This window comes from Rhizobium sp. BT-226, assembly GCF_025847085.2.
GTDB lineage: Bacteria > Pseudomonadota > Alphaproteobacteria > Rhizobiales > Rhizobiaceae > Rhizobium > Rhizobium sophorae.
The window spans coordinates 811,165-835,982 of sequence record NZ_JAOYTI010000002.1 but is presented as its reverse complement, the minus strand read 5'-3'; the positions used below and the strand labels follow the sequence as shown (position 1 = coordinate 835,982).

25 protein-coding genes are annotated in these 24,818 nt (G+C 61.7%); 7 read left to right on the top strand and 18 right to left on the bottom strand.

Annotation, left to right across the window (positions count from 1 at the left end; genetic code table 11):
* Nucleotides 1-309: 309 nt before the first annotated feature.
* The 6 genes from OIU37_RS14435 to OIU37_RS14410 form a co-directional block, all read right to left on the bottom strand.
* The gene (locus OIU37_RS14435) at nt 310-1,449 is read right to left on the bottom strand and encodes a PAS domain-containing sensor histidine kinase (RefSeq protein WP_264257812.1); all 1,140 of its coding nucleotides are present in this window, start codon (nt 1,447-1,449) and stop codon (nt 310-312) included.
* Complete coding sequence (locus OIU37_RS14430) at nt 1,446-2,237, bottom strand: alpha/beta fold hydrolase (protein WP_171601423.1); 792 nt, start codon at nt 2,235-2,237, stop codon at nt 1,446-1,448. The genes OIU37_RS14435 and OIU37_RS14430 overlap by 4 nt, the downstream gene beginning before the upstream one ends.
* 132 nt (nt 2,238-2,369) lie before the next feature.
* Nucleotides 2,370-2,882, bottom strand: coding sequence for a DUF4334 domain-containing protein (locus tag OIU37_RS14425; RefSeq protein ID WP_264257811.1), 513 nt, complete (start codon nt 2,880-2,882; stop codon nt 2,370-2,372).
* Nucleotides 2,883-3,048: 166 nt separating this feature from the next.
* Nucleotides 3,049-3,612 (bottom strand): biotin transporter BioY, encoded by a 564-nt coding sequence (locus OIU37_RS14420; protein WP_168311058.1) that lies wholly within the window; start codon nt 3,610-3,612, stop codon nt 3,049-3,051.
* 24 nt (nt 3,613-3,636) lie between these two features.
* Entirely contained in the window at nt 3,637-4,245 is a 609-nt protein-coding gene (locus OIU37_RS14415; RefSeq protein ID WP_168315525.1) for an energy-coupling factor transporter transmembrane protein EcfT, read from the bottom strand.
* Nucleotides 4,245-4,919: an energy-coupling factor ABC transporter ATP-binding protein gene (locus tag OIU37_RS14410; protein ID WP_180693637.1), complete on the bottom strand. Its 675-nt coding sequence runs from the start codon at nt 4,917-4,919 to the stop codon at nt 4,245-4,247. Before OIU37_RS14410 ends, OIU37_RS14415 begins: the two co-directional genes overlap by 1 nt.
* Before the next feature lie 129 nt (nt 4,920-5,048).
* Here OIU37_RS14410 and OIU37_RS14405 point away from each other — a divergent pair, with 129 nt between their 5' ends.
* Nucleotides 5,049-6,239, top strand: coding sequence for a winged helix-turn-helix domain-containing protein (locus OIU37_RS14405; protein WP_264258489.1), 1,191 nt, complete (start codon nt 5,049-5,051; stop codon nt 6,237-6,239).
* Between the two features lie 690 nt (nt 6,240-6,929).
* On the opposite strand, the gene ribB is transcribed toward OIU37_RS14405, so the two are convergent.
* From ribB to OIU37_RS14390, 3 genes are all read right to left on the bottom strand, one after another.
* On the bottom strand, nt 6,930-8,033 hold the full coding sequence (gene ribB / locus OIU37_RS14400) for a 3,4-dihydroxy-2-butanone-4-phosphate synthase (RefSeq protein ID WP_171601419.1): 1,104 nt from the start codon (nt 8,031-8,033) through the stop codon (nt 6,930-6,932).
* 12 nt (nt 8,034-8,045) lie between these two features.
* Entirely contained in the window at nt 8,046-9,143 is a 1,098-nt protein-coding gene (aroC, locus tag OIU37_RS14395; RefSeq protein ID WP_171601418.1) for a chorismate synthase, read from the bottom strand.
* A gap of 232 nt (nt 9,144-9,375) precedes the next feature.
* Entirely contained in the window at nt 9,376-12,555 is a 3,180-nt protein-coding gene (locus OIU37_RS14390; RefSeq protein ID WP_264257810.1) for an EAL domain-containing protein, read from the bottom strand.
* 243 nt (nt 12,556-12,798) lie between these two features.
* On the opposite strand from OIU37_RS14390, the gene OIU37_RS14385 reads away from it, so the two are divergent.
* The 3 genes from OIU37_RS14385 (at nt 12,799) to OIU37_RS14375 (ending at nt 13,633) form a co-directional block, all read left to right on the top strand.
* A complete protein-coding gene (locus OIU37_RS14385) occupies nt 12,799-13,059 on the top strand; it encodes a DUF1344 domain-containing protein (protein ID WP_003569889.1) in 261 nt (86 codons plus the stop codon).
* Nucleotides 13,060-13,194: 135 nt separating this feature from the next.
* The gene (locus OIU37_RS14380; protein WP_264257809.1) at nt 13,195-13,437 is read left to right on the top strand and encodes a DUF1902 domain-containing protein; all 243 of its coding nucleotides are present in this window, start codon (nt 13,195-13,197) and stop codon (nt 13,435-13,437) included.
* Between the two features lie 4 nt (nt 13,438-13,441).
* Entirely contained in the window at nt 13,442-13,633 is a 192-nt protein-coding gene (locus OIU37_RS14375; protein ID WP_264257808.1) for a type II toxin-antitoxin system HicA family toxin, read from the top strand.
* 20 nt (nt 13,634-13,653) lie between these two features.
* Here the strand turns inward: OIU37_RS14375 and OIU37_RS14370 are convergent, their stop codons facing one another.
* The 4 genes from OIU37_RS14370 to OIU37_RS14355 all read right to left on the bottom strand — a co-directional run bounded on the left by OIU37_RS14370 (nt 13,654) and on the right by OIU37_RS14355 (nt 17,162).
* Nucleotides 13,654-14,244 carry a histidine phosphatase family protein gene (locus tag OIU37_RS14370; RefSeq protein ID WP_264257807.1) on the bottom strand — a complete coding sequence of 197 codons (591 nt, stop codon included), beginning with the start codon at nt 14,242-14,244 and terminating at the stop codon, nt 13,654-13,656.
* A gap of 23 nt (nt 14,245-14,267) precedes the next feature.
* Nucleotides 14,268-15,086: an enoyl-ACP reductase FabI gene (gene fabI / locus OIU37_RS14365; RefSeq protein ID WP_264257806.1), complete on the bottom strand. Its 819-nt coding sequence runs from the start codon at nt 15,084-15,086 to the stop codon at nt 14,268-14,270.
* Nucleotides 15,087-15,207: 121 nt separating this feature from the next.
* The gene (locus OIU37_RS14360) at nt 15,208-16,425 is read right to left on the bottom strand and encodes a DnaJ C-terminal domain-containing protein (RefSeq protein WP_264257805.1); all 1,218 of its coding nucleotides are present in this window, start codon (nt 16,423-16,425) and stop codon (nt 15,208-15,210) included.
* A gap of 278 nt (nt 16,426-16,703) precedes the next feature.
* Nucleotides 16,704-17,162, bottom strand: coding sequence for an RT0821/Lpp0805 family surface protein (locus OIU37_RS14355; protein ID WP_062943894.1), 459 nt, complete (start codon nt 17,160-17,162; stop codon nt 16,704-16,706).
* 65 nt (nt 17,163-17,227) lie between these two features.
* On the opposite strand from OIU37_RS14355, the gene pdxH reads away from it, so the two are divergent.
* A complete protein-coding gene (pdxH, locus tag OIU37_RS14350; RefSeq protein ID WP_072639439.1) occupies nt 17,228-17,848 on the top strand; it encodes a pyridoxamine 5'-phosphate oxidase in 621 nt (206 codons plus the stop codon).
* 4 nt (nt 17,849-17,852) lie between these two features.
* Here pdxH and OIU37_RS14345 read toward each other — a convergent pair whose 3' ends face one another.
* Nucleotides 17,853-18,890, bottom strand: a complete 1,038-nt coding sequence (locus OIU37_RS14345) for a polysaccharide deacetylase family protein (RefSeq protein WP_264257804.1) — start codon at nt 18,888-18,890, stop codon at nt 17,853-17,855.
* 262 nt (nt 18,891-19,152) lie between these two features.
* On the opposite strand from OIU37_RS14345, the gene OIU37_RS14340 reads away from it, so the two are divergent.
* Both OIU37_RS14340 and OIU37_RS14335 read left to right on the top strand, forming a co-directional pair.
* Nucleotides 19,153-20,436: a D-alanyl-D-alanine carboxypeptidase family protein gene (locus OIU37_RS14340; RefSeq protein ID WP_264257803.1), complete on the top strand. Its 1,284-nt coding sequence runs from the start codon at nt 19,153-19,155 to the stop codon at nt 20,434-20,436.
* 82 nt (nt 20,437-20,518) lie between these two features.
* On the top strand, nt 20,519-20,836 hold the full coding sequence (locus OIU37_RS14335; RefSeq protein WP_180693629.1) for a pyrophosphatase: 318 nt from the start codon (nt 20,519-20,521) through the stop codon (nt 20,834-20,836).
* 44 nt (nt 20,837-20,880) lie between these two features.
* Here OIU37_RS14335 and maiA read toward each other — a convergent pair whose 3' ends face one another.
* The 4 genes from maiA to OIU37_RS14315 form a co-directional block, all read right to left on the bottom strand.
* Nucleotides 20,881-21,546 carry a maleylacetoacetate isomerase gene (gene maiA / locus OIU37_RS14330; RefSeq protein WP_264257802.1) on the bottom strand — a complete coding sequence of 222 codons (666 nt, stop codon included), beginning with the start codon at nt 21,544-21,546 and terminating at the stop codon, nt 20,881-20,883.
* Between the two features lie 18 nt (nt 21,547-21,564).
* Nucleotides 21,565-22,056, bottom strand: a complete 492-nt coding sequence (locus OIU37_RS14325; RefSeq protein WP_171601410.1) for a GNAT family N-acetyltransferase — start codon at nt 22,054-22,056, stop codon at nt 21,565-21,567.
* An 18-nt stretch (nt 22,057-22,074) separates the two neighbouring features.
* The gene (tldD, locus tag OIU37_RS14320) at nt 22,075-23,490 is read right to left on the bottom strand and encodes a metalloprotease TldD (protein ID WP_112906083.1); all 1,416 of its coding nucleotides are present in this window, start codon (nt 23,488-23,490) and stop codon (nt 22,075-22,077) included.
* A gap of 435 nt (nt 23,491-23,925) precedes the next feature.
* Nucleotides 23,926-24,594 (bottom strand): invasion associated locus B family protein, encoded by a 669-nt coding sequence (locus OIU37_RS14315; protein ID WP_182211700.1) that lies wholly within the window; start codon nt 24,592-24,594, stop codon nt 23,926-23,928.
* Nucleotides 24,595-24,818: the final 224 nt, after the last annotated feature.

Here is a 24,818-nt window from a genome sequence, read left to right as displayed (position 1 = left end):
ATGACTACCATGCTCATCGCAGGCTTTGGCCTGTTTGCCCTGATCACCGGGACCGCCCGGACCACCGCAAACACCAAGCGCAGGTCGGGCAGTTCAGGAAGCTCCGGCGATGGAGGTGGAGGCTGGTTCGACGCTTCAGGCGACTGTGACGGCGGTGGCGGAGATGGTGGAGGAGGAGACTAAATCAAACTGAAATCGATAGAATGCCCGACCGCCTCAAGGCGGTTTTTTGTTGCTCGGATTCCTGGCTGTGCCGTGACGGCAATCAACCCGATAGTCGCGCATACCGGTGCAACTGAGCGGTCCGGTTCAATCCAAAGGCATCACAAAGGTGAAGCGCGTCTCCTTGTCATCGGAACTGGCCGTGATCGTCCCACCATGGGCGCGGGCGATTTCCGAAGCAATGTGCAGACCCAGCCCCAATCCTCTTTGACCTGTGCCGGCTTCGCCTCTGAAGAAAGGCTGAAAAAGCCGTGTCATCGCGTCGCTGGAAATCGGAGCGCCGCCGTTGGCGATCCAAAGCTCCAGTTTTCCGTCGACAGTTGCCGCCGATAGCCGCACCGGTTCGTCCGGCGTCCCATGGGTCAGGGCATTTCCCAGAAGATTGGACACCAGTTGGCCGATCCGGCCGCTGTCGCAGTTTATCGGCCCGTCGAATTCGATCGTCACCTCAATTGCGCGGTCGAGATGACTGAAGCGGAGTTCTTCGATGACCTGCCGCAAGAGCGGCTCGAGATGCTCCGCCCGCCTCTCGATCGTGATGCCGCCGCCCAATCGTCCGCGCGCGAAGTCGAGGACGTTGTCAATCAGGGCGGACATGCGAACGACGCTGCCCTGCATCAGGTCGAGAACTTTAATCGCGCGATCGGTCTGCTTCTCTTTTCGCAGCACGCGCGCCGCGGCTGCAATCGAGGCAAGCGGGTTGCGCAGGTCGTGGCCGAGGACGGCAATGAACTGTTCCCGCAGCTCGGCGGTTTCCTGTTCGAGCTCGAGCTGGGATTTGACGATGGCGCCGGCAGCATCGGCGGCGGCGCGCGCGTCGACCAGCTCCCGTTCATAGCGGCGACGCTCGGCAGCCTGGAACATCGTCACGCGGGTGAAAAGCAGGGCGCCGTCTTCGGCCCGTCTTTCCATGGCATTGGCGAGCACAGGCAGCTTTCTGCCGTCCACTGCGACAAGATCGAGGGCAACCTCGTTGAAAAACCCTTGCATGCGCAGCAAAGGCGCAAAATGGGTCTCGTAGAATATACGGCCCGACGTGTTGAGCAGGTCGTGAAGGCGTTTGCCGAGGAGCTGATCGGCAGGGATGCCGATCCAGGTCGACAGCGTTCTGTTGACCTTGACGATGCGCCCGTCCGGCTGCAGCGAAAGATAGCCGCATGGCGCGTTTTCGTATAGGTCCTCGAGGTCCTCAGCCGGCGTGGAGATTTGCGTATCGGCACCGGTCATCGGACGAACCGCCGGATTGCAGATATGACCTCGTCGGGAGCGCTGAGGTTAGGGCAGTGGCCACTCGCGTTCAGCACCACCAATTGACTGTTTGGGACCTGCTGATGGACGAATTCGCCGACCTCTTCGGAGGCGATGATATCATCGCGGCATTGAAGGATCAGCGTTCTGGCGGTGACGCGCGGAAGGTCGCTGCGATTGTCCGACGTGAATGTCACCCGTGCGAACGCCTTGGCGATCTCCGGATCGGTGCGGCAGAAGCTATTTGTCAGCTCTTCGCTGAGTTCCGGTCGATCGGGATTGCCCATGATGACGGGCGCCATGGCGGCAGACCACCCCATATGGTTGTCGTCCAACGACGTCAGCAGTTCGTCTATGTCAGCCCCGCTGAACCCACCGACATAGTCACCGTCGTTGATATAGCGCGGCGACGGCCCGACAAGGATCAGGCTTTCAAACAGCTCCGGCGTCTTCAGCGATGCGACAACGCCGATCATTGCGCTGACGGAGTGCCCGACGAAGACCGTTTGCGTCAGGCCGAGCGCGCGGCAGATTTCCACGAGGTCATCGGCATAACCTGCCAATGACGAATACTTCTGGGCATCATAAGCCGCGAGATCGGATCGTCCGGCGCCGACATGATCGAACAGCACCGTCTTGAAGTCGTCTTCAAAAGCCGGCGCCACGAAGCGCCACATATTCTGGTCGCACCCGAATCCATGCGAAAAGATCATCGCACGCTGGCCGTCGCCCCGGACTTGAACATGATTTCGATCGATGACGGTCATCTCGTCCTCTTCCCCGCTTTCATAGCATGTTCCGCCTGTCTTGGATTGAGGAAAGATCGGGGAGGCAAAGGGTTCGATGGTCGGGTGACACGGTATTCCAGAAGGCGGCCGCCCGGCCGATTGCGACATGCCTCAATCCATCACTTTCCGGAGTTGGAAGAAGAATCGCCGGGGGTCGTCGTGCACGCACATCATCCCGGCAATCCCGTCATCGTCAATCCTCCGGAAGTAGTCGACAATCGGCTGTTTGTCGTAAACCATCGCCGCCGTTTCGACGCCGTCGAGAGCCTGAAGCCGCAACGAAGCTGTCGTGCCTCTCGCGCGAAGCACCTTCTGCAGGTATGAGAACCAACTGCGGGCGACGAACGTCCGGCCAAAGGGCGCTATCTTGATCGCCAGCCCAATGGGTAAGAAACTTGGCTCGAGCGCCACGAGCCGACCCGGTCTCCAGTTGAAGAGCAGCGCGTCCGCCCGCATGTCGGAATGGAAGCGCTTGCCAAACCAGTTGAGATTCTCGAGCACGCCGTCCAGTGGATGACCCGACGGAATGCCGACGCCGCTCCAAAGGCCGACCATGTCATTCGGCTGGACGGGCTCCAGCGACCGGAACCAGGCGGCCATCTCCTCCTGCTGGTCGCCTCGCATGGTTTCTCCTTCACGGATGTTCGTTGCGACAAATGAAAAGAAGCTTTGGAAGTTCCCGCATTCATGTCGACCGGAAGCGACGCCTGGTGAAGGGCTCTATGTCTTTAAGCCCAACGGCCCTCGACGGGGCCGTTGGGGTATTCGCCGGACAAGATCGACCTCTGCGTCAGGCGCGCGCCGGCAGCAGGGGATAGCCGACCATGACGGCGCGGCCGAGCAGGGCTGCGACGAAAGCCTTGATCACATCGCCGGGAATGAAGGCCATAGAGCCGACAAAGGCTTTTGTGAAGCCGAGGCCGGCGACGGTGGCGAGATAGGCGATGCCGAAGGCGTAGAGCACGACGATGCCGCCGGCCATGGCGGCGAGGAAGAAGCTCACCGTCTGCACCAGCGCGGATTGCTGATGGTTGACCAGCCGTTCGCTGAGGTAGCCGGTGACGAAGGCGGCAAAGATCCAGCCGATCAGGAAGCCGGCCGTTGGCGACGCGAAGATCGCAAGCCCACCGCGGCCGCCGGAAAGCACCGGCAGGCCGATCGCCACCAGCACCAGCACGATCAGCACGGCAATCGCGCCGCGCCGGGCGCCGAGCACGACGCCGGCCATCATGACGCCGAGGGATTGGGCGGTGATCGGCACCGGGATGAAGCCGAGCGAGATCGGCGGCAGCAGGCCGAGCGCCACGATGATCGCGGCAAAGAGGGCGGTAAGAACGAGGTCGCGAGTGCTCATCATGAATTCCGTGTTTATAGAACGTTAACTCACATGCCGCCGAATGCCGCGCGCGTCAATCGCCGCGGCGATATTATCCGCATCCTTAAGGGTCAGGATGATCAGCGGCGCAAGCAGCGTTATCGGCCGGACCTTCAGCCCGCGCGCCCTGTGCGCCTCGCGAATCGCCTGATAACGGCCGACGATCTCAGGTACGAAACGCAGCACCAGCCCAAGCGCCAGGCCGATATCGTCGGCCTGCACCCAGCCTATGCGTTCGAGCGGGCGGGCAAGCGACGTTACCTCGTCGATGAACTCGGTGATCGAGGTCGTCGCCGTCACGGTGGCGGCGAGCAGCATCAGCGCCGTCAGCCGCAGCAGCGGTACCAGCGCCTCCTGCCAGGGATTGAAGATCAGGTTGAAGAGCGCGACGACCGCAATCGTCAGGAAGATCGGCCGCAACCGCCTGAGCGCATCGGCAAGCGGCAGGCCGACCAGGCGATAGAGAACCGCCGTCAGCAGCACGGCGCTCGAAAGCAGCACCAGGTTATCGCTGATGAACAGGAGGATGCCGAAGGCCGTCAGCGACAACAGTTTTAGCCGCGGCGAGAGCCGGTGCATCACGCTGTTGCCTTCGACATAGAGCGATTGCATCAGGCGGCGATCTCCTTGTAGCGGGCGATTGCTTCTGCAGCCGGCGCATCGGCGGCAAGCCGCCCTTCATGAAACAGCAGCACCCGCTCGAAATCGGCGATTAGCTCCAGATCATGCGTGATGATGATGGCGCTTTCCGGCAGCCCGGCGATAATCCCTTCGACCAGCGCCCGGTTCTTGAGGTCGAGCTGGTTGGTCGGCTCATCGAGGATCAGAATGCCAGGCCCCGTTGCCAGCACCGAGCAGAGGGCGGCCACCTGCAACTCGCCGCCGGAAAGCTCGTGCGCGCGCCGATCGGCCAGCGCCTCAGCCCCGAAGCGGGCCAGCACGCCCTCGACCTTCGCCTCGATCTCCGCCTTGCTGAAGCCGCGCCGCTTCAGCCCGAAGGCGATGTCGTCTTTGACGATCGGCAGGATGATCTGGTTCTGCGGCGACTGGAAGATGAAGCCGACATCGGCCACCGCAGTCTTCTCATCGCTCGTGTCGCGGCCGTTGACGGTGACGCGGCCGACCGACGGTTTGGTCAACCCGTTGATCAGCCGCGCAAAGGTCGTCTTGCCCGAGCCGTTCAGCCCGATGACGCCGATGCGCTTCCCACTGATGCCAAGCGTCAGCGGCTGCAGCGCCACCCGTGCCCCGAAACTGACCCCGGCATCTTCGAAACGAATATCCAAACCAATCCCTCGCATCCACGCGATCCCGCTTCTATACGGGGAATCCCCGGTGATGAAAGAGTAAATCTCGCTGTCGATTTTGGGTCGATATCGGGTGGCTAGGAAGATTTTCAGGATTATGATGTGGCCATGACGAATCTGCTTTCCAATTCCGACGCCCGCCGTGTCTTTCTTGCCAAGCAGGGCCTCAGCGCTCCGCCGAACCGCGCCTTGACCAAGGCCGGCCTGCTGCAGCTCATCCATGAACTGGGTTTCGTCCAGGTGGACAGTATCCAGACGGTGGAGCGGGCGCATCATCAGATCCTGTTTTCCCGCAATCAGACCTATAGGCGCGAACATCTGACGGCGCTGCTCGAAAAGGAACGCGCGTTGTTCGAGCACTGGACGCATGATGCCTCGATCTTGCCGAGCGCCTTCTTCGTCTATTGGAAGCACAAGTTCCGCCACCAGGAGAAGGTCTTGGTCGAGCGCTGGCGCAAGTGGCGTGGCGAAGGCTTCGAGGCGGCTTTCGAGGAGACCTATGAGCGTGTGCGTCGCGACGGCGCGATGCTGGCGCGCGACGTCAAGGCCGATGGCCACGTTTCCGGCGGCTGGTGGAACTGGCATCCGAACAAGACGGCGCTCGAATATTTCTGGCACACCGGCAAGCTCGCCATCGCCGGCCGCTCGAATTTCCAGAAGATCTATGATCTTACCGAGCGCGTCATCCCGGCCGAATTCAGCGAGCCGGAGGTGAGCCGCGAGGAATTCGTCGACTGGGCCTGCCGCAACGCGCTTGCCCGGCTCGGCTTTGCTACCCATGGCGAGATCGCAGCCTTCTGGAACCTCGTCTCGCCCGATGAGGCCAAGGCCTGGGTATCAGCCCATCGCGACGAACTGACCGAAGTGCTGATCGAACCGGCGCTCGGCGGCAAGGCGCGCCCATCCTGGGCTTTTGCCGATTTCCTCTCGACCCTCGACGATTACCCCGGCGCTCCGCCGCGCATCCGCGTGCTCAGCCCCTTCGACCCGATGATCCGCGACCGCAACCGCACCGAACGCCTGTTCGGCTTCTTCTACCGCATCGAAGTCTTCGTGCCCGAGCCGAAGCGCGAATACGGCTATTACGTCTTCCCGCTCCTCGAAGGCGACCGGCTGATCGGCCGCATCGACATGAAGGCGGATCGGAAGAAATCGACCCTGGACGTCAAGCGGCTCTGGCTGGAACCGGGCGTGAAACCTTCGGCCGGGCGATTGGAAAGGTTGGAAGCGGAGTTGGAGCGGGTTGCGCGGTTTGCGGGTGTGGAGAAGGTCGTGTTTTTGGACGGGTGGAGAGCATGATTTTACTCTATAGCGCACCACAGTTCAAATCCGAGTCATATCCTGCCGCTCGGTCTTTTCCGCGCTGAGAGATATCTTCATCTCACCAAGTGCCAAATACTCAGCAGTAGTTATCAATATCCCCCGCCCTAAGCCATGGCGGAGCTGGAGAACATTGACCAAGATCCTCGCCTAGTCAGGCTTCGACGTTCCCATGATTTTATGGACAACATGACTGCACTAGGCGACATAATTGCATGCTCTGGTTGCGGCGCTTGCGATCAATCTCGAACAATGTAAGATAATCAAATCCAAGGAGAAAAAATTGCAAAGCAGACGCTTTTCAAATGCGTGTATTATATTAGTGTATCCAATATTGTTTATTATATTTTTTGTGTATAACTATTTCGCTCAATATTATTTAGTATTAAATGGCGATTTTCTCGGCGACGGAGTTTGTTATAATGATACTAAGATGCACTTCATCAGGCATTTCACGACAATAGTATCGTTTTGTGTTGCCTACATATGTATTTTTCTTTTGGTGGGGAATCGGTTTTCCGTGAGCGTGGCTGTTTCAGCGTTGGTTGCTTTTGCATGCTCCATCGTTCTTTCTGGGCAGATTATAAGTAATTTTGTTTGCCCAGAATAATATCTCCGGGTCGTAAAAATTGCGTATGAATATCGCCTGGCGGCAGCCGCTAAGCTCCTTCAGCAAATTTCCGTCGTGCTGATCTTGATGCCGAAACCTTCCAGGCCGACATAGTGGCGCTCGCGGCTGGTGAGCAGCTTGATCGAGCTGACGCCGAGGTCTTTGAGGATTTGTGCGCCGAGGCCGATTTCCAGCCATTCGCTGTCGCGCGTCTGAGCTTCGGCATGGGCCTCGCGGCCCTGGTTGCGGGCCTTGCGGCCATTGTCGGTATGGCCAACGCCGACCGAGCCCTCGCGCAGATAGACAATGACGCCGCGGCCCTGCTCGGCAATCTTCTGCATGTAGAAATCGACCGGGCTGTTCTTGCCGAAGAGATCCTCGGCGACATTCTCCGGATGCAGGCGCACCGGGATGTCGACGCCGTCGCGGATGTCGCCGAAGACGACGGCGAGATGCTGCATCGGGTCCCAGGGCAGGGAATAGGTATGGGCCTTGGCCTTGCCGAACGGCGTCTCGATGTCGAAGCTGGTGCCGAGTTCGATCAGCGTCTCCTTGCGCTGGCGATAGGCGATGAGGTCGGCGACGGAGACAAGCTTCAGCCCGTGCTGTCCGGCAAAGTCGACCACCTGCGGCCCGCGCGTCACCGTGCCGTCGTCGTTGACGAGCTCGGAGATGACGCCGATCGGCGGCAGGCCGGCGAGCTTGCAGAGGTCGACGGCCGCTTCCGTATGGCCGGAGCGCATCAGCACCCCGCCTTCGCGGGATACCAGCGGGAAGATGTGGCCGGGACGGACGAAATCGGAAGCGCCGACATTCGGATTGGCGAGGTTGCGCACCGTCAGCGTCCGGTCGTCGGCCGAGATGCCGGTTGTCGTGCCGTGTTTGAAATCGACCGAGACGGTGAAGGCCGTCGTATGGGCCGAATCGTTTTCCGCCACCATGGCGTTGAGGTTGAGGCGCTTGGCCTCTTCCTTCGGCATCGGCGCGCAAACGATGCCGGAGGTGTGGCGCACGATGAAGGCCATCTTCTCCGGCGTGCAATGCACGGCGGCGACGATCAGGTCGCCTTCGTTCTCGCGGTCATTGTCGTCCATGACGACGACGATCTCGCCGGCCTCGAAGGCCCGGATGGCGTCGACGACGCGCTTCTGGTCATAAGACATGGGCGAGCGCTCCTATTTCAGACGGCCGGTCTGGCCGCGGTCGCGAAGATAATGGTCGGCGATGGCGCAGGCGACCATCGCCTCGCCGATCGGCACGGCGCGGATGCCGACGCAGGGGTCGTGCCGGCCCTTGGTGCGGATATCGACATTTTTGCCCTCCGCATCGATCGACTGGCGTTCGGTCAGGATCGACGAGGTCGGCTTGACGGCGAAACGCGCCACCACCGGCTGCCCGGTGGAGATGCCGCCGAGAATACCGCCGGCATTGTTGGAAAGGAAGATCGGCGTGCCGTCATTGCCCATGCGCATCTCGTCGGCATTGTCTTCGCCTGAGGTTTCGGCGGCGGCAAAACCATTGCCGATCTCGACGCCCTTGACCGCATTGATCGACATCAGCAGTGAGGCGATCTCCTGGTCGAGCTTGGCATAGATCGGCGCACCGAGGCCGGCCGGCACACCTTCGGCGATCACTTCGATGACCGCGCCGATCGAGGAGCCGTTCTTGCGGATGCCGTCGAGATATTCCTCCCAGACCGGGACGATCGCGGCATCGGGCGAGAAGAACGGGTTCTGTCCGACCTGGCCCCAGTCCCAATTGCGGCGGTCGATCTTGTGCTTGCCGATCTGCACCAGCGCGCCGCGGACGGTGACGCCTGGCACGACAAGGCGGGCGATGCCGCCGGCGGCAACGCGGGCGGCAGTCTCGCGCGCCGAAGAGCGGCCGCCGCCGCGATAGTCGCGAATGCCGTATTTGAGGTCATAGGTGTAATCGGCATGGCCGGGGCGGTATTGCTTGGCGATCTCGCCGTAATCCTTGGAGCGCTGGTCGGTGTTTTCGATCAGCATGGAGATCGGCGTGCCGGTGGTCGTCATCGTCTCGCCGTCGGCGTCGAGCATGACGCCGGACAGTACCTTCACCAGATCGTCCTCGCGCCGCTGCGTCACGAAGCGGGATTGCCCGGGTTTGCGCTTGTCGAGCCAGACCTGCAGGTCCTCGAGCTTGAAGCTGAGCCCCGGAGGGCAGCCGTCGACGACGCAGCCGAGCGCCGGCCCATGGCTTTCGCCCCAGGTGGTTACGCGGAAAAGGTGACCGAATGTATTGTGCGACATATGTTCCCACGGCGGCGCGCCAGGGCCGGTCGCCGCCGGCCGCGCCATTGCTTGAAAAGGCGCGACACTCATAGGCCAAAAAACCGCCGAGGCAAAAGCCTTTCTTTGCGTCAAACCGGCAGCGGCGGAAATGCTGTTTCTGTCTTTCCCGGAGGATGGACGGCGCATCTTGGCGCTATCCTCTCTGCACGGACAGGCCACAGCTCAGGGGAGGGCAATCGGCAGGCAGCGATCAGGACGCCAGCCGCCACCCCGTTCCGGTCGCTTCCGCGGTGAAATCGTCGAAGGAAAGCGGCCGCGAGAAGGCATAACCCTGCAGGATGTCGCAGCCGAGATCGCGCAGCAGTGCGGCATGCGCTGCCGTCTCCACCCCTTCGGCCACCGTCTCGACGCCGAGCGAGCGGGCGATCTCGATGATCGAGCTGACCAGCGCCCGCTCCTGCGAGGCGTTGACGATCGGCTGCACCAGCTGGCGATCGATCTTCAGCCGCTTCGGCTTCAGCTTCAACAGGCTGACGATGGAGGTATGGCCGGTGCCGAAATCGTCGATCTCGATATCGATGCCGAGCGCCTTGATGCGCTCGAGATTCTGCGAGACGACGTCCTCGCTCTCGTCGAGGAAGATCGACTCCACCAGTTCGAAGGAGATCTCGCCGGGACGGATATGCAGGTCGGCGAGCGATTCCAGCAGGCTGCCGTCATGCAGCCGCCGCGCCGAAACATTGACCGAGACCTTGGGCACGGCAATGCCGCGCGCCGTCCAGCGCATCTTGTCATGCAGCGCCGTTTCCAGGACGATCCGGTCGAGCATCTGCACGACATTGATCTCGTCGGCGATGCGCAGGAACTTGTCGGGGGTGAGCAATCCCTTGGACGGATGTTTCCAGCGCACCAGCGCCTCGACACCGGTCAGCTCCATCGTCCGGGCGCAGAATTGCGGCTGATACCAGGCGGTGAATTCGCCATTGTCGATGCCGGCGAGGATCTCGTCGGCGGTGCGCTTGGTGTTGATGATATCGGCCTGGAGATTGTGATTGAAGAATTCGAAGCGATTGCGGCCCATGCTTTTGGCGCGATAGAGCGCGATATCGGCATTGATCAGCACCTTGCGCGCATCGACATGGATGCCGTTGGCGAGCGCGATACCGATCGATACGCCGCAGCGGCAGGAGAAGCCCTGGAAATCGATCGGCTGGCGCATCTCCTCGATGATCCGCGTCGAAAGCTGCGCCATCTCCTTGTCGCCGACGTCGAGAGCGAGGATGACGAATTCGTCGCCGCCAATGCGCGCGACGATATCGCTGCCGCGGACATTCTTGGCCAGCACCTTCGAGGCATGCACCAGCATCGCATCGCCAGCGGCATGGCCGAGCGTGTCGTTGATGTCCTTGAAGCGGTCGAGATCGATGTGCAGGATCGAGAATTTCTGCCGTTGCTGACGGCCGTCATGGGTCAGGCTTTCCAGTGCGATATCGAGCTTGCGGCGGTTGGCGAGTGCGGTCAGCGGGTCATGCAGCGAATTGTGCTCGATCCTGTTCTTGGCGAGCTCGAGCTCGATATTCTTGGCGACCGCCTCGTCCTTGGCCGCCTTCAGCCGGATCGTCATCAGCACGTCTTCGGTGGCATCGAACGCGATGCCCATGATCTTCATCTCGCCGGTCCCCGTCTGGTGGACCTTTCCGACCGAGCGTACATAACGTACCGAGCCGTCGTCGACGATCACCCGGCAGACGAGGGTGTGCGTATCGCCGTTCCGCCTGAAGTAGCGGGCGCTTTCGAGTGCCAGGGCCCGATCCTCGGGGTGGATGCAGCCAAGCCAGATCTCCTCGGTCATGAAGCCGTTGCGCGGCGCAAGGCCATAGAGTTCGTGCATCCGCTCGTTCCAGATCGAGCCGCCTCGGCCGGGCCGCGCTTCCCATATCCCGCACTGATAGGAATCGAGCGCCAGGTCGAGCCGGCTGGAAAGCTCGGCGAGCTGCCCCTCGCGGCTCGACAGCTCTTCAAGCGCCAGCTCCAGCTCGGCATTCTTGACCTCGCTCATATCCTTGGCCTTGCGCAGCGTGTCGGTGGTCACCGCATCGGCGGTCACGTCCCAGACGATGCCGATGGTCTTACCGACGCCGCCGGCATCCGTATAGAAGGCGCCGACCGAGCGCAGGTGCCGGATGCCGCCGTCGCCAAGCAGGATGCGGTACTGCGCCGTGCAGGCGGCGCCGGCGATGCTGCAGCTGAAGAAATGCACTTCGGCGGTTTCACGATCCTCGGGCAGGACCGCTGCCAGCCATTCGTCGAGCGCCCGGCTTCCTTCCTGCGCCGGCTTGCCGTGCAGGGCCGCGGCGCGTGCGTCCCAGAGCAGGCTGCTCGAATCATCCTGCAGCTCCCAGATGCCGATATTCGAGGATTCCAGCGCCAGGTTGAGCCGCTGCGACAATTCCAGCAATTTTGCCTCGCGCGTCTCCAGCGCGGTGATGTTGCGATTGCGCTCGCCGAGCAGCAGGGTCGCGAAGAAGATCGGCACGATGATGATGAAGCCGGCGGCAACGATGATCAGGCGCAGTTCGGTGCGGTTTTCGGGTATCGCGTCCCAGCCGCTGTTCGGGACAGCGGCAAGCTCCCACTTGCCGCCGGCAAAACCGATCTTCTGGCGCATCGGATCCTTGCCGTCGATATCGGAAGACCCGAAGAACGGCGCCGGGGGAGAAGCTTTGGCGGCGGCCGGCGAGCCGATATCGCGGATGGCGATCGAAAGATGGCCGAGATGCGGATAGCGCCCCTGGTTTTCGCGGTCGCGTGCCGGCATCAGCCCGGTCGCCTGGTAGAACATCGTCTGGTCGATGGCGACTTCGACCGCCCCCCAGTTCCGCCGTTGGCCATTCTCCTTGACGTAAACCGGGAAGAAGATGGCAAAGGCATCCCGGCCGTCGATGCTGATCGGGCCGTAGAAGCGCGCCGGCTGAACGCCGGCCGCGCCGTTTATCGCCTGGCGAAAGAAGAGAGCCTCGCGCACGTCGCGGCCGATCCGCTCATTGCCGGATTGCGGTGGGTGGATGTCGCGGATGATGAAATCAGGCGCGACGGCGATATGAATGAAAGACGGGTTCTGGATCAGCAGCCAGTTGATCTGGCGCTCCATCTCCTCTCCATTTGCCGCGCTGACGGAGATCAGGTTCGTGAGGTCGCGCACGACGCTGAGGTCCATATTGATCTCGGCCATGACGCGGGCGCGGATCAGGTTCGTCTCGTTTTCGGTGCGGATATGAAGTTCGCGCACATAAGACGCAGTATTGGCCTGGTCGAGCCCGAAGCCGACCATGATGACGACGAGGGCGACAAGCGACGAAACCAGAAACGAGACGCGGCTATTCTTCAACACGCGCCGCAACTGCTTGCTGTCGCTGAGCCTGGATAACAAAATGAACCCCCATGTTGACGAGCAACTGTAGGGCGCGCGGGTTAATTTACGATTGCCCGCCGGCGATGCCGAAAGATTGTGGGACGGGAAAAACCGCGGGCTAACGCACCATCTTGATTATATTTAAAATCCTATTCATCAATTGGGCGGGAAAAGCCATTCTTACGGGCAATTTTCGCCATATTCAGGAGCTTATCTGTGGCCAGTCATGTTCTCGTGCAGCGTCTTAGAAGGATTGTCGCCATGCGTTTCGTCGTCGCCACGCTTTTGGCAACAGCCAGCTTCCTGTCCCCGATGAGCGGTTTTGCCGAGAGTGCCGATGTCGAGGCGACGATCAAGAAGGTCGACACGGCCAATCTCGTGCTGACGCTCGATGACGGCAAAACCTATCAGGCGCCCGAGGAATTCAATTTCGACGGCCTCGAAGCCGGCGTGAAGGTGATCGTCTTCTATACCGAGGTCGACGGCAAACGCGTCATCAACGATCTCGATATCGTTAAATAGGCGGCGTAACGCCTAGATCGGCGTATAAAATTCACTGCCATTCCACTACATATGTACACTATGTCACGTCGGCGTAGTGCCAACAGTGGTGCGCAACCTCGTAGGACAATCGTGTCCGCTATGGAGACTGATCGTATGAAGCACGCCTCGATCAGAGTGCGCGCGGATTGGGATGAAGAGGCTGGTGTTTGGGTTGCCAGTAGCAACGATATCGAAGGGCTGGCCGTCGAGGCCGACACCCTCGAAGCCCTCGAGCCTAAAGTTGTGGCAGCTATAACCGACCTTTTCGAGCTTAACGGCTTCACCTCGAGTCTGCCGGAAATCCCCGTCCATATCATGGCCGAACAGCTCGTTCGCATCCCCAATCCGACCTACTGAGCCCATGGCCGGCTATCTCCGCGAACTCAAAGAGTTATTGCTGAAAGCCGGCTGCGAATACGTGCGACCGGGAAAGGGTGATCATGAAATCTGGTACAGCCCGATTTCTAACCGCCACTTCACGGACCAAGGTGTAAAATCCCGCCATACGGCCAATGAAACGCTGAAACAGGCCGGACTTCCGAAGGCTTTCTGATCGAGGCGCAATGGCAATACCTATAGCCAGGCGATCGTCCGCTCAGTGGTTTCGATCCGGATGATCCGGTCCTGTGGGATCGCACCTTCAGCAGCAGTGCTTTTCGGCAGGTCGGCGATCGTCTGGAAAAGCGTGCGGATGACGCCGCCATGGGTCACGCAGACCGTCGGACGATCGACAGAGTTCAGCCATGAGCCGGTGCGCCAGGAGAGGATTTCGTAGCTTTCCGCGTCATCGCCGGGCGGGATGAAATCCCATTTCGAGGCGTTGCGTTCCGCCACCCGCTCGCGCTGCGTCGCCTTCAGCTCCTTGATCGTCGAGCCTTCCCAGTCGCCGAAGGAAATCTCGACCAGCCGCGGATCGGTGCGATAGGCAAGCGGCGGCAGGCCCATGGCAGCGCGCATGATTTCCATCGTCGCGCGTGTGCGCCCGAGCGGGCTTGCGACGAAATCGAATTCATCAGCCTTGTCGCCGAGAATCTCCGCCAGCGCGATGCCGTTCTGCCGGGCCTGTTCCAGGCCCGTGGCATTCATCGGAATATCCTTCTGACCCTGCAGACGGCGCTCCGCATTCCAGTCGGTCTGGCCGTGTCTGATCACGTAGATAAGCACGGTCTCGCATCCCTATGGAGAAATCAGTCCTTGACGACGGAAATGTCGGGCGCGTCGACCGCCTTCATGCCGATGACATGATAGCCGCTGTCGGCATGGTGCACTTCGCCGGTGACGGAGCGCGACAGGTCCGACAGGAGATAGAGGCCGACATCGCCGACTTCCTCGATGGTGACGGTGCGGCGCAGCGGCGCGTTATATTCGTTCCACTTCAGAATATAGCGGAAATCGCCGATACCGGAGGCGGCAAGCGTCTTGATCGGCCCGGCCGAAATGGCATTGACACGAATGTTCTGCGGTCCGAGGTCAACGGCGAGATACTTGACGCTCGCTTCGAGCGCGGCCTTGGCGACACCCATGACGTTATAGTTCGGCATCACCTTTTCGGCGCCGTAATAGGTCAGCGTCAGCATGGCGCCGCCATCCGTCATCAGCTTCTCGGCGCGGCGTGCGACCGAGGTGAAGGAATAGACGGAGATCTGCATCGTCTTGGTGAAATTGTCGGCCGAGGTATCGACGTAGCGGCCGGTCAGCTCGTCCTTGTCGGAAAAGCCGATCGCATGCACGAGGAAATCGATCTTGCCCCACAGCTTTTCGACGTTCCCGAAAACCTCGTCGATGGTGGCTTCGTCGGCGACGTCACAGTGGCCGACGAGCGTCGCGCCGATTTCGGCGGCGAGCGGCTCGACGCGCTTCTTCAGCGCATCGCCCTGATAGGTGAACGCGACTTCTCCACCCTGCGCATGAATGGCCTTGGCAATACCCCACGCAATCGAACGATTGTTGGCGACACCCATGATGACGCCGCGTTTGCCTGCCATGAGGCCGGATGCTTGAGCCATATTTCGCTCCCTAGGATTCTGATCGATCCTGCCTATGGCATAGGCCGTTAATCGGTTCAAGCTTGGCCGGGATCATCAACTGTTAGGCATCGTAATAAAGGGTGCGAATGTCATAAAAATTTCATAGGAACAGGCCTTCGCGCATGCTCCGCATGAGATCGGTGATTTTATCGTCGGGTTTTTCCCACAGGATAATGCGCAATTCGACGACCAGATCGCCTCTGCCGCCCTCTTCGCGGGGCAATCCCTGGCCGGGAATTCTAATCGTCTTGTCCGAGCCGGACCATGCGGGGATCGTCACGTTCAGCGGCCCGCTCGGTCCCTCGATACGCGCCTCGGTGCCGAGCACGGCATTTTCGATGCTGAGCGGCAGCACCGCGTGCAGATCGAAGCCGTCGACCGTAAAGCGCGGATCGGGTGCGATGCGAATATTGATGACGGCGTCGCCGCGCTGCATGCCAGGCAGCTTGAAGCCCTGTCCCTTGAGCCTGATCTCGTGACCATCGGTCGTGCCTGCCGGCAAGGCGAAGCCGATTTCGCGGCCCTCCGGCAGCGACGCGGTGATCCAGCCGCTCTTCAACACGTCGTCGATCGTGACCGTCGCCGTCGTCACCTCATCCGGTGCTTTTTCGAGGCCGGTATCCTTGGCGCCGGTGAAACGGCGCACCAGGTTTGTCAGGATGCTGAGCGGCAGCGACAGGTTGGCGGCGGCATTTGCCCCAGCTTCGCTCGCTTCCTCGTCGCCCTTGGTGTCGGCCTCGGCGGCATCGCCATCCATGCGCTTGCCGGCATCACCCTGGGCGTTTTGCGTCTGCTGATTTTGGGCCTGCTGATACTGCGGCTGCTGGGCGCGACCCTGCACCTGGCCGCCGGCGGCCGCGCGGGCCTGGGCGCCGAAAATGCGATCCACCATCTCGTCGGCGGCCTCGGCGGAGCCTGCCTGTTGCCTGGAGCCGTCGGCGGCAGCCTTCTGGGCGGCGCGCGCCAGCTCTTCCATCACGCGCTCGGCATTGGCCTGCGCCGCCTTGGCGCGCACGGCCGCCTCGCGGGCGGCCTGGCGCTGCTGCATGATCGTCTGTTCGTGCTTCTTGGCTTCCGCCATCCGCAAGGCATTGTCGAACAGGCTGCGTTTGCGCGGGTCCTTCAGGGTTTCATAGGCGCGGCCGATCTCGGCGAACCGGGCCGTCGCCGTCGGATCGTCCTGATTGTGGTCGGGATGGGCTGATTTGGCCATGTTGCGCCAGGCCGCCTTGATCTCGTCTGCTGCCGCGTCGCGCTTGACGCCCAGAATTTTGTAAGGATCGCGCATGTCAAAACCGCCGGTGTTGCGATGCGGCAAGCCTCGTCCTTGCCCGGCATCCCCGTCCAATAAAACCTGTGCGGCGTCACCCGCCGCAAAGGCAGGAACAGCCACTCTCAACGCCGATCCTGCGGGCCGAGTTGCTAATCACCTGTTATTTCTGTGAAGAGATGTGGGGTGTTTCGCGGTAAATGGTTAGCTCTTTGCTAAGCATTCGGCAGAAATCGGTCACGCGTTAACCAGTTGGGGAGGGCGCGCGCCCCGCGTCTTTTCGAACGTGCAAAGGACGCTGTAATATTTGAGCGACCTTGGGGAGATCAGCTTTCCGGCTGGAAGCTCAGAAGCTGCCAGTTGCCGCCGCCGACGAGGCAGGTCTTGCCGTAGAATTTGGCAATGCCGACATAGGAATGCCGGGTCGTGCGGAACTGGCGGCAGACCTGGCCGGACTCGTTATTCTCGACGATCGTATCGATGACGCCGGCACTGCCGGTCGATGCGTTCGCCCAGGGAAGCGGCTGGCCCTCGAGCCTTTGCACATCGGCCGAGGTCACGGCGTTGCGCACGGTCATTTCGTCGGAAAGCGTGTCGGTGCTCGGCGGCGTCTGCGGCACGGTGCCGGTGGCCACCGACCGGTCGACCTTGGCTTCACTGAGGAAATCCATGCCGCCGCCGACGCAGCCGGACAACGACAACATCGCGACGCCGATGACGAAGAACGCGCGGCTGCGTCGCCGCAGGCCCTTTGTATGGCGAGATGACTTTGCTATGACTTCCACCCTGCATCCTGTCCAGTTATCAAAAGCTGGGCGAGTTTTGAATAATCCGGGGCATTTGAACCAATATGTCGGCAAACGAGTTAACAAGCGGTGACTTTACCGAAAGTGGCGAGCCCTTCAAGCTCTTTGCCGAATGGCTGAAAGAAGCCGAGGCTTCCGAACCCAATGACCCCAATGCAGTGGCGCTGGCAACGGTCGATGAGGATGGTCTTCCCAATGTCCGCATGGTTCTCCTGAAGGGATTCGACGACGACGGTTTCGTCTTTTACACCAATTTCGAGAGCCAGAAAGGCCGCGAAATTCTGGGCCAGAAAAAGGCGGCCATGTGCTTTCACTGGAAAAGCCTGCGTCGTCAGGTGAGATTGCGCGGCCCCGTCGAGATCGTCACCGATGCCGAAGCGGACGCCTATTTCAAGACGCGGGCGCGCGGCAGCCGCATCGGCGCCTGGGCCTCCAGGCAATCCCGTCCGCTCGAAAGCCGTTTCGCGCTGGAAAAGGCCGTGGCCGAATATACCGCGCGCTATGCCATCGGCGAGATTCCGCGCCCGGCCCATTGGTCGGGCTTCCGTATCCGGCCGACCTCGATCGAATTCTGGAAGGACCAGAAATTCCGCCTGCATGACCGGGTCGAATTTCGCCGCCCATCACCGGAAGGCGAATGGGACAAGGTGCGGATGTATCCGTAGCGGCTTACCTGCCCATCAGCTTCAGCGGTATGCCGGAGGCGAGCGCCGAGACGTAGCGTCGCTTCTGATAGAAGCCGTTGAGCGAAATGCGCGGGAGATAGCCGGTCAGTTGCGCTGAAGGCAGCCCGGGCTGGGTGGTGACGGCGAGGGTAAAACCGAGATTGCGGGCGATGCGCGCCTCGCGTGCGGTCGCAGCCTCCGGCGTGCCATAGGGATAGGCGATCGTCCCGGGACGGATGCCGGTCACTGCTTCGACGTAATCCGCCGAAACCTGCATTTCGATTCGCGCTTCGGCTTCCGGCAGCCGGGCGAGCGCCCGATGGCTGATCGTATGGGCGCCGAGCGTTGCGAGCGGATGTGCCGCCAGCCATTGCAATTCGCCAGGCCCCATCACCAGTTCGCGGACGATATCCGTTGGCTCGATGCCGTTTTCGCGCGCCAGCAGATCGATGGCGGCAACGGCGCGCGCCTCGTCGGAGCCGTGGATGTAGGCGGCAAAGCGGTCGAAGGCCTGCCATTGCTGCTGCGGGCTGTCGAGCGCCAGGCGCTCTCTGCCACGGCCGAAATCGAAGTGGATTTCGCTTGGCTGGCGCAGGAGGACAGCGAGCGTTTCCCACCAGATGCTGTGAGAGCCTTCGGCAAAACCCTTGGCGACGAACACCGTGAACGGCGCCTGATGCCGCTCGAACACCGGCAGCGCATGTTCCAGATTGTTGCTGTACCCGTCGTCGAGCGTGAAGGCCGCGAAGGGCTTTGCGCCTTCCGGCTCCGCCAGCAGCGCCGGCACCTGATCGAGCGACACGAAGCGGTAGCCCTCTCGCCGCAGCCGCCGCAGCGCTGCGTCGAGAAAGCGTGGGGTGATTTCGAGATGCGCATTCGGCTCGAAGGCCTGGGGCAGGTGCGGGCGAACATGATGCAGCGTGAAGACGACGCCGCGCCCGCGTGCTTGCCGCATCAGCCCGACTGACGCGAGCAGCCAGGAAAACTCGAGCCCGGCGCCGATCGCCAGTCGCTTGCCCAATCGCTTGAATTGTCCCGTCATGCGGCGCCCGTCCCCTGCCTTTTCCGGAAACTAGCAAGTGCGACTTAAGCCTTGCTGAATCCCGATCCGGCACGGGTCTTTCATTTCCTGTTTACCAAGACGATGAAAAGACTAGAAAAATGATAGGCGTTGCCTCAAAGTCGCGCCAAACTTGCGGCTTCTGTCACATTACGGCACAAATGCCGGTCTGACCGAGAGCCCGCATCAAAGGCTGCGCATCAGGGACCAGCGTATGAGGGGCCAGGGTATGAGGGGAAAGTGCATGAGAAAGCTTTTGGCGGCTGTTTTGACCGTAACGCTTGCCGTTTCGGCGCCGCTTGCGGCCCTTGCCGGCAGCGCTTCGCTGATCCTCGATGCCCGGACCGGTAAGGTTCTCGCCTCCGAAAATGCCGATACGCTGAACCATCCGGCGTCGCTGACGAAGATGATGACGCTCTATCTCACCTTCGAGGCGCTGAAGCGCGGCAAGATCACCTGGGATACGCCGATCAAGATGTCGAAATACGCCGCTGCACGCCCGCCGACCAAGCTTGGCGTCAAGGCGGGCGGCACGATCACCGTGCGCGAGGCGGTCTATGGCATGATCATCAAATCCGCCAATGATGCCGCCGCCGCCATGGGCGAGAAGCTCGCCGGCTCGGAAAGCGGCTTTGCCCGGGTGATGACCGCCAAGGCCCGCCAGCTCGGCATGAGCCGCACCGTCTTCATCAACGCCTCCGGCCTGCCGGACGGCCGTCAGGTCACGACGGCGCGTGACATGTCGACGCTCGCCATTGCGCTGATGAAGAATTATCCGAACGAATACCGGCTGTTTTCGGCGGCCAGTTTCAATTTCCGCGGCCGGACGGTGCGCGGCCACAACAATCTCATGTATCGCTACCAGGGCATGGACGGCATCAAGACCGGTTATACCAACGCTTCCGGCTTCAATCTCGTCAGCGCCGTCAGAGACGGCAACCGCCGCGTGGTCGGCGTCGTGCTCGGCGGCCGCACCGCCCGCAGCCGCGACGCCAAGATGGCTGGTTTACTCGACCGTTATCTCGGCCGCGCCTCGTCTTCCGGCGGCGCAAAGCTGTTGGCGAGTGTCGGCGCCAAGGAGCCCGTCGAAGTCGCGTCCGCCGCTGAGGCTTCCGATGTCCCGGTGCCGTTCAACGCACCGCGGCAAGTCGACGATCTCGCAGCCAAGAGCCTTGCCTATGCCGATGACGCCGTCGTGCCGCTGGAGCGTCCCGTCGCGATGGACGAGATCCTCAACGCCGGCAAGACATCGAAAACCGCGGCGAAAAAGGCCGATGGCGACTGGCAGATCCAGATCTCGGCCGCTCCCAGCGCCGATGCGGCGCGTGCGCTTCTTGCCCAGGCCCAGTCTGAAGGCGGCGCGCCGCTCGTGTCCGCTTCGCCCTATACCGAAGCGGTTGGGCAGGGGGCCAACAAGATCTATCGCGCCCGCTTCATCGGTTTTGCCAGCAAGGATGCCGCCGTCTCGGCCTGCGATGCGCTGAAGCAGCGCTCCTATGACTGCATGCTGCTGCCGGACCACAGCTGATCGCCGCCCCGGCACTGCGGCAATTCACTCTGGACAAGCATCGGGAATCAGCGTCTCCTCCATAAACAAAAGGAGAACGCCCATGTTGCGTCGTCTTGCCGACCAGTTCGAAATCTCATCCTCTGTTCACGTCGCTGCCAACAACATCGAGCGTGATGCCGACTGGTTCCTGCTGAAGCTGCAGGAGGAAATGGGTGAACTGACCCAGGCATGGAACCGGCTGACCGGCCGCGGCCGTGCGAAGGGCCGCTCTCCTGAAGACATGCAGCGCGACCTCGCCGACGAGACCGCCGACGTTCTCGGCCATCTTCTGCTGTTTGCCCGCCACAATGATCTCGATCTTGCCGCCGCGATCGAACGGAAGTGGCTGTTTCGACCGGTGGAGGTGCCGAAGAGCTGATGCATGTCGTGCGAAAGTGCGGGCGGTTTTCGGCAATGGCATATTCAATATGACGCAGTTTCGGCTTGGCCGTCCGTCTTCGGAAAATCCGGCTGCGCCTCCGGCCTTGCCGTCCGGAAGGCTTCGAGCGTCACACACCGCTGCTCGACCGCAAGCAGCAGAGGGTAGGGCGTCAGATCGTGGCCGAGACGGCGGGCACTGCTCATCTGCGGAATGAGGTGCAGGTCGGCCCAGCTCGGACGATCGCCGAAACAGAAGGGTGACGGGCTCTGACGCCGCGCGAGCGTCTCTTCGAGCGCGGTAAAGCCAAGGCTCAGCCAGTGCGCTAGCCAGCGTTTCACTTCCGCTTCACCAGCGCCGAGGTCATCGCGCTGGAAATGCCGGACGCGCTGAACTGTCAGAGCGTGCATTTCCGAAGCGATATGGGCGGCAAAACCTCTCGCTTCGGCGCGCAGTGCGGGATCCTCGGGCAGGAGGCTCGGATCGGGATAGGTCTCCTCGATATAGGAGAGGATCGCTGACGACTGCGGCACGACATGGCCGCCGCCGATATCGAGCGCTGGCAGCAGCCCCTGCGGATTGAGCCGGCGATACTCGCCGGGCTCCAGCGAGCTCACAGGCACATAGCGGTAGGCAATGCCCTTGAGATTGAGGGCGATCCGCACCCGTTCCCCCGCCGAATTCTGCCATCGCGAAATCAGCCGCATCATGATCTTTCCGAAGTGAAGTCAGCCGACCTTATAACGGTAGAATTTGCTGTCCACCGCCATCAGCGGGAAGGAGCGGGGCAGGGCGCTTTTGGCGATCTCGCTAAAGCCGTTCTTCTCGTAGAAGCGATGCGCGGCGACGAACTTGTCCGTCGTGCCGAGGAAGATATCGGTGAGGCCGGCATCCCTGGCATGGGCAAGCAGCCGATCGAGGAGCAGGGCCGCTACACCATGTTCGCGGCCGCGAACCGCGGCTGAGACGAACATCTTGCGGAGCGCCGCCTGGTTGTTGCCGATATCCTTCAGCCCGACCGTGCCGACTATGGCGCCATCCTTGACGGCGACCCAGAACTGCCCCTTGCCGGACTGATAGAAATCCGGGATGACCCTGAGATCCGGCTGCTCATCGGCGGTGATATCGATGCCGAATTCCTCGCGCTGGATCGGCAGGATCACCGAAAGCACGGCATCGGCGTCATCGGCTGTAAAGGTTCTGATTTCGATGTCCGTCATCAGCCGATTCCTCCTGCCTCAGGTCTGTGTGCCGCCGACCGTCACCTGATCCATGCGCAGATGCGGCTGGCCGACGCCGACGGGAACCCATTGGCCGGCCTTGCCGCAATTGCCGATGCCGGTATCGAGCTTCATGTCGTTGCCGATCATCGACACCCGCTTCATCGCATCCGGGCCGTTGCCGATCAGCATCGCGCCCTTGATCGGTGCACCGACCTTGCCGTTCTCGATCAGATAGGCCTCGGTACAGCCGAAGACGAACTTGCCGGAGGTGATGTCCACCTGGCCGCCGCCGAAGGAGACGGCATAGATGCCCTTCTTCACCGAGGCGATGATCTCCTCAGGTGTCTTGTCGCCGCCGAGCATGTAGGTGTTGGTCATGCGCGGCATCGGCACATGGGAATAGCCCTGGCGGCGGCCGTTGCCGGTGGGCGCCATGCCCATCAGCCGGGCATTCTGCCGATCCTGCATATAGCCGACGAGCTTGCCGTTCTCGATCAGCACGTTGTAGGCGGACGGCGTGCCCTCGTCATCGATGGTGATCGAGCCGCGGCGATTGTCGATCGTGCCGTCATCGACGACGGTGACGCCGGGAGCGGCGACCATCTGGCCGAGAAGGCCGGCAAAGGCCGAGGTCTTCTTGCGGTTGAAATCGCCTTCCAGCCCGTGACCGACAGCCTCATGCAGCATCACGCCCGGCCAGCCGGAGCCGAGCACGACGTCCATCGTCCCCGCCGGCGCATCGATCGCCTCGAGATTGACGAGCGCCTGGCGCAGCGCCTCGTCGGCGCCGTATTGCCAGCTGCCCTCGGCGATGAAGTCGCCGAAGCCGATGCGCCCGCCGCTGCCGTAGGAGCCGCTCTCCTGCCGCTCGCCTTCGCCGACCATGACCGAGATGTTGATGCGCGTCATCGGCCTGATGTCGCGCACACGATGTCCGTCGGCGCGCAGGATATCGACGACCTGCCAGCTTGCGGCGACCGAGGCCGTTACCTGCCGAACCTTGTCATCCTTGCCCCTGAGATAGGCGTCGATGTCCTGCAGGACCTTGACCTTCTCCTCGAAGCTCGGCTGGCCGATCGGGTTCTCGTCGCTGTAGAATTTCTTGTTGGTGCCCTGGGGCGCGGCCGCATAGGAGCCGGAATAGCCGCGCGTCACCGCGCCGACGGCATCGGCTGCCCGCTTCAACGCCGCCACCGAGAGATCGCCGGCATGGGCATAACCGACCGCTTCGCCGGCAACGGCGCGCAGGCCGAAACCCTGTTCGGTGTTGAAGCTGCCGCCCTTGAGCCGGCCATTGTCGAAGGTCAGCGCTTCCGCCTGCGCGTGCTCGATGAACAGTTCGCCGTCATCGGCGCCGGACAGGGCCTCAGCCACGTGCTTGCGCATCGTCGCTTCATCGGCATCGAAGAGCGTCAGGAGATCGGTGGTCATGGTAATGGCTCCAATAGGCATGCGTTCAGGAATGCACTTACTCCCTAGATAGGGCTCCACATAATAAGGAGTGAAGCCCCGCCGTCGAATTATTCTTTGTTGGGCAAGGATGATGTGGCGAGATGGAACGTACCATGTGATGAGTTGGCGGGGAACGGAGAGGGCGCGGCGCAATCTCTTCTCCCCTCGGGGAGAAGGTGCCGGCAGGCGGATGAGGGGGCCACACGGCACATCCTTCACGTAAACCCTATTCCCGGTTCGCTAACGATAACACCGCGCCCACAAGACCCCGAGCATGGTCGAGATGACGCCAGCGCTGTCGAAGCCCGTATGGGCGTTGTTGAAAAGACCGGCTTCGCCGGCCCCCTCATCCGCCCTACGGGCACCTTCTCCCCGCTGGGGAGAAGAGGGAATCGAGACGTCGCAGCCCCCGCCTCACGGCAGAGCGTCGAAGCCTTCGGCGAAGCCCTTGAGGTCGACGGGGATGCCGATGCCTTCTTCCGGGGTCTGGAAGACGATGAAGGTTGCCTGGGCGCCGCTGCGGAAGGTCTTGAGCAGTTCGTCCTCGAGCACGACTTCGGCGTAGCAGCCGTCGGCGAAGCAGCGGACGAAATAGGCGCGGCCGATATCCTTGCCGTCGACGTTGAGCCCGAGGCCGTTCGGCAGCAGCACGCCAAGTGGTGCCAGCACGCGCAGGATCTTCGACTTGCGGTCGGCCGTCTTCAGCACGACGACGGAAAGCCCGACCTCCGGCCGATCCTCGGCGATGACATTCTGCATTAGCGCGCATTGTTCGGTCGAAGCACCGGCCGGCTTGTCGCAGACGACGGACCATGCGCCATGATTGGACTTCACCGTGCCCGGCGCCGGCGGCTGCGTCTGGCCAGGTGTCACCGGTTCGACATTCGGTTTGGCGGCACTCGGCTGTTGCGGCGCCGGGGCGGGAGCAGGTGCCGGTGCGGCAGCCGGAGGCTTGGCCTGCGAGGGGGCGGGTTGCTGCTGTGCGAAAACGGGCGTCGTCGCTGCGGCCGCGATGCTGGCAGTCAGGAGAAGCGACTGCGCGAGGGAACGGAAGCCCATGGAAACCTCTGGATATCGAATCATTGCGGCTATTGTTGAAGCTGCCCACCAAAAATGAAAAGCCCCACCCCGTGAAAACCGGGGGACTGCGGCGGAAATTGGACCTTTGCGAAATAATGTGTCGCGCGCGGATTGGCCGGAAAGCCGATTTTTCATATGCTGATGAAAAACTTGGGATGTTTTGCCGTTCGAGCCTGCCTATGCTTTGAGCAAAAATGCCGCATAGACAATTGCTCTGACCTGTTGCG

Bases quoted from the DNA above. Each gene is read 5' to 3' on its own strand.
- OIU37_RS14435 (WP_264257812.1), bottom strand. From the start codon at position 1,449: ATGACCGGTGCCGATACGCAAATCTCCACGCCGGCTGAGGACCTCGAG.
- OIU37_RS14430 (WP_171601423.1), bottom strand. From the start codon at position 2,237: ATGACCGTCATCGATCGAAATCATGTTCAAGTCCGGGGCGACGGCCAG.
- OIU37_RS14425 (WP_264257811.1), bottom strand. From the start codon at position 2,882: ATGCGAGGCGACCAGCAGGAGGAGATGGCCGCCTGGTTCCGGTCGCTG.
- OIU37_RS14420 (WP_168311058.1), bottom strand. From the start codon at position 3,612: ATGAGCACTCGCGACCTCGTTCTTACCGCCCTCTTTGCCGCGATCATC.
- OIU37_RS14415 (WP_168315525.1), bottom strand. From the start codon at position 4,245: ATGCAATCGCTCTATGTCGAAGGCAACAGCGTGATGCACCGGCTCTCG.
- OIU37_RS14405 (WP_264258489.1), top strand. From the start codon at position 5,049: ATGACGAATCTGCTTTCCAATTCCGACGCCCGCCGTGTCTTTCTTGCC.
- ribB (WP_171601419.1), bottom strand. From the start codon at position 8,033: ATGTCTTATGACCAGAAGCGCGTCGTCGACGCCATCCGGGCCTTCGAG.
- aroC (WP_171601418.1), bottom strand. From the start codon at position 9,143: ATGTCGCACAATACATTCGGTCACCTTTTCCGCGTAACCACCTGGGGC.
- OIU37_RS14385 (WP_003569889.1), top strand. From the start codon at position 12,799: ATGCGTTTCGTCGTCGCCACGCTTTTGGCAACAGCCAGCTTCCTGTCC.
- OIU37_RS14380 (WP_264257809.1), top strand. From the start codon at position 13,195: ATGAAGCACGCCTCGATCAGAGTGCGCGCGGATTGGGATGAAGAGGCT.
- OIU37_RS14375 (WP_264257808.1), top strand. From the start codon at position 13,442: ATGGCCGGCTATCTCCGCGAACTCAAAGAGTTATTGCTGAAAGCCGGC.
- fabI (WP_264257806.1), bottom strand. From the start codon at position 15,086: ATGGCTCAAGCATCCGGCCTCATGGCAGGCAAACGCGGCGTCATCATG.
- pdxH (WP_072639439.1), top strand. From the start codon at position 17,228: ATGTCGGCAAACGAGTTAACAAGCGGTGACTTTACCGAAAGTGGCGAG.
- OIU37_RS14345 (WP_264257804.1), bottom strand. From the start codon at position 18,890: ATGACGGGACAATTCAAGCGATTGGGCAAGCGACTGGCGATCGGCGCC.
- OIU37_RS14340 (WP_264257803.1), top strand. From the start codon at position 19,153: ATGAGAAAGCTTTTGGCGGCTGTTTTGACCGTAACGCTTGCCGTTTCG.
- OIU37_RS14335 (WP_180693629.1), top strand. From the start codon at position 20,519: ATGTTGCGTCGTCTTGCCGACCAGTTCGAAATCTCATCCTCTGTTCAC.
- maiA (WP_264257802.1), bottom strand. From the start codon at position 21,546: ATGATGCGGCTGATTTCGCGATGGCAGAATTCGGCGGGGGAACGGGTG.
- OIU37_RS14325 (WP_171601410.1), bottom strand. From the start codon at position 22,056: ATGACGGACATCGAAATCAGAACCTTTACAGCCGATGACGCCGATGCC.
- tldD (WP_112906083.1), bottom strand. From the start codon at position 23,490: ATGACCACCGATCTCCTGACGCTCTTCGATGCCGATGAAGCGACGATG.
- OIU37_RS14315 (WP_182211700.1), bottom strand. From the start codon at position 24,594: ATGATTCGATATCCAGAGGTTTCCATGGGCTTCCGTTCCCTCGCGCAG.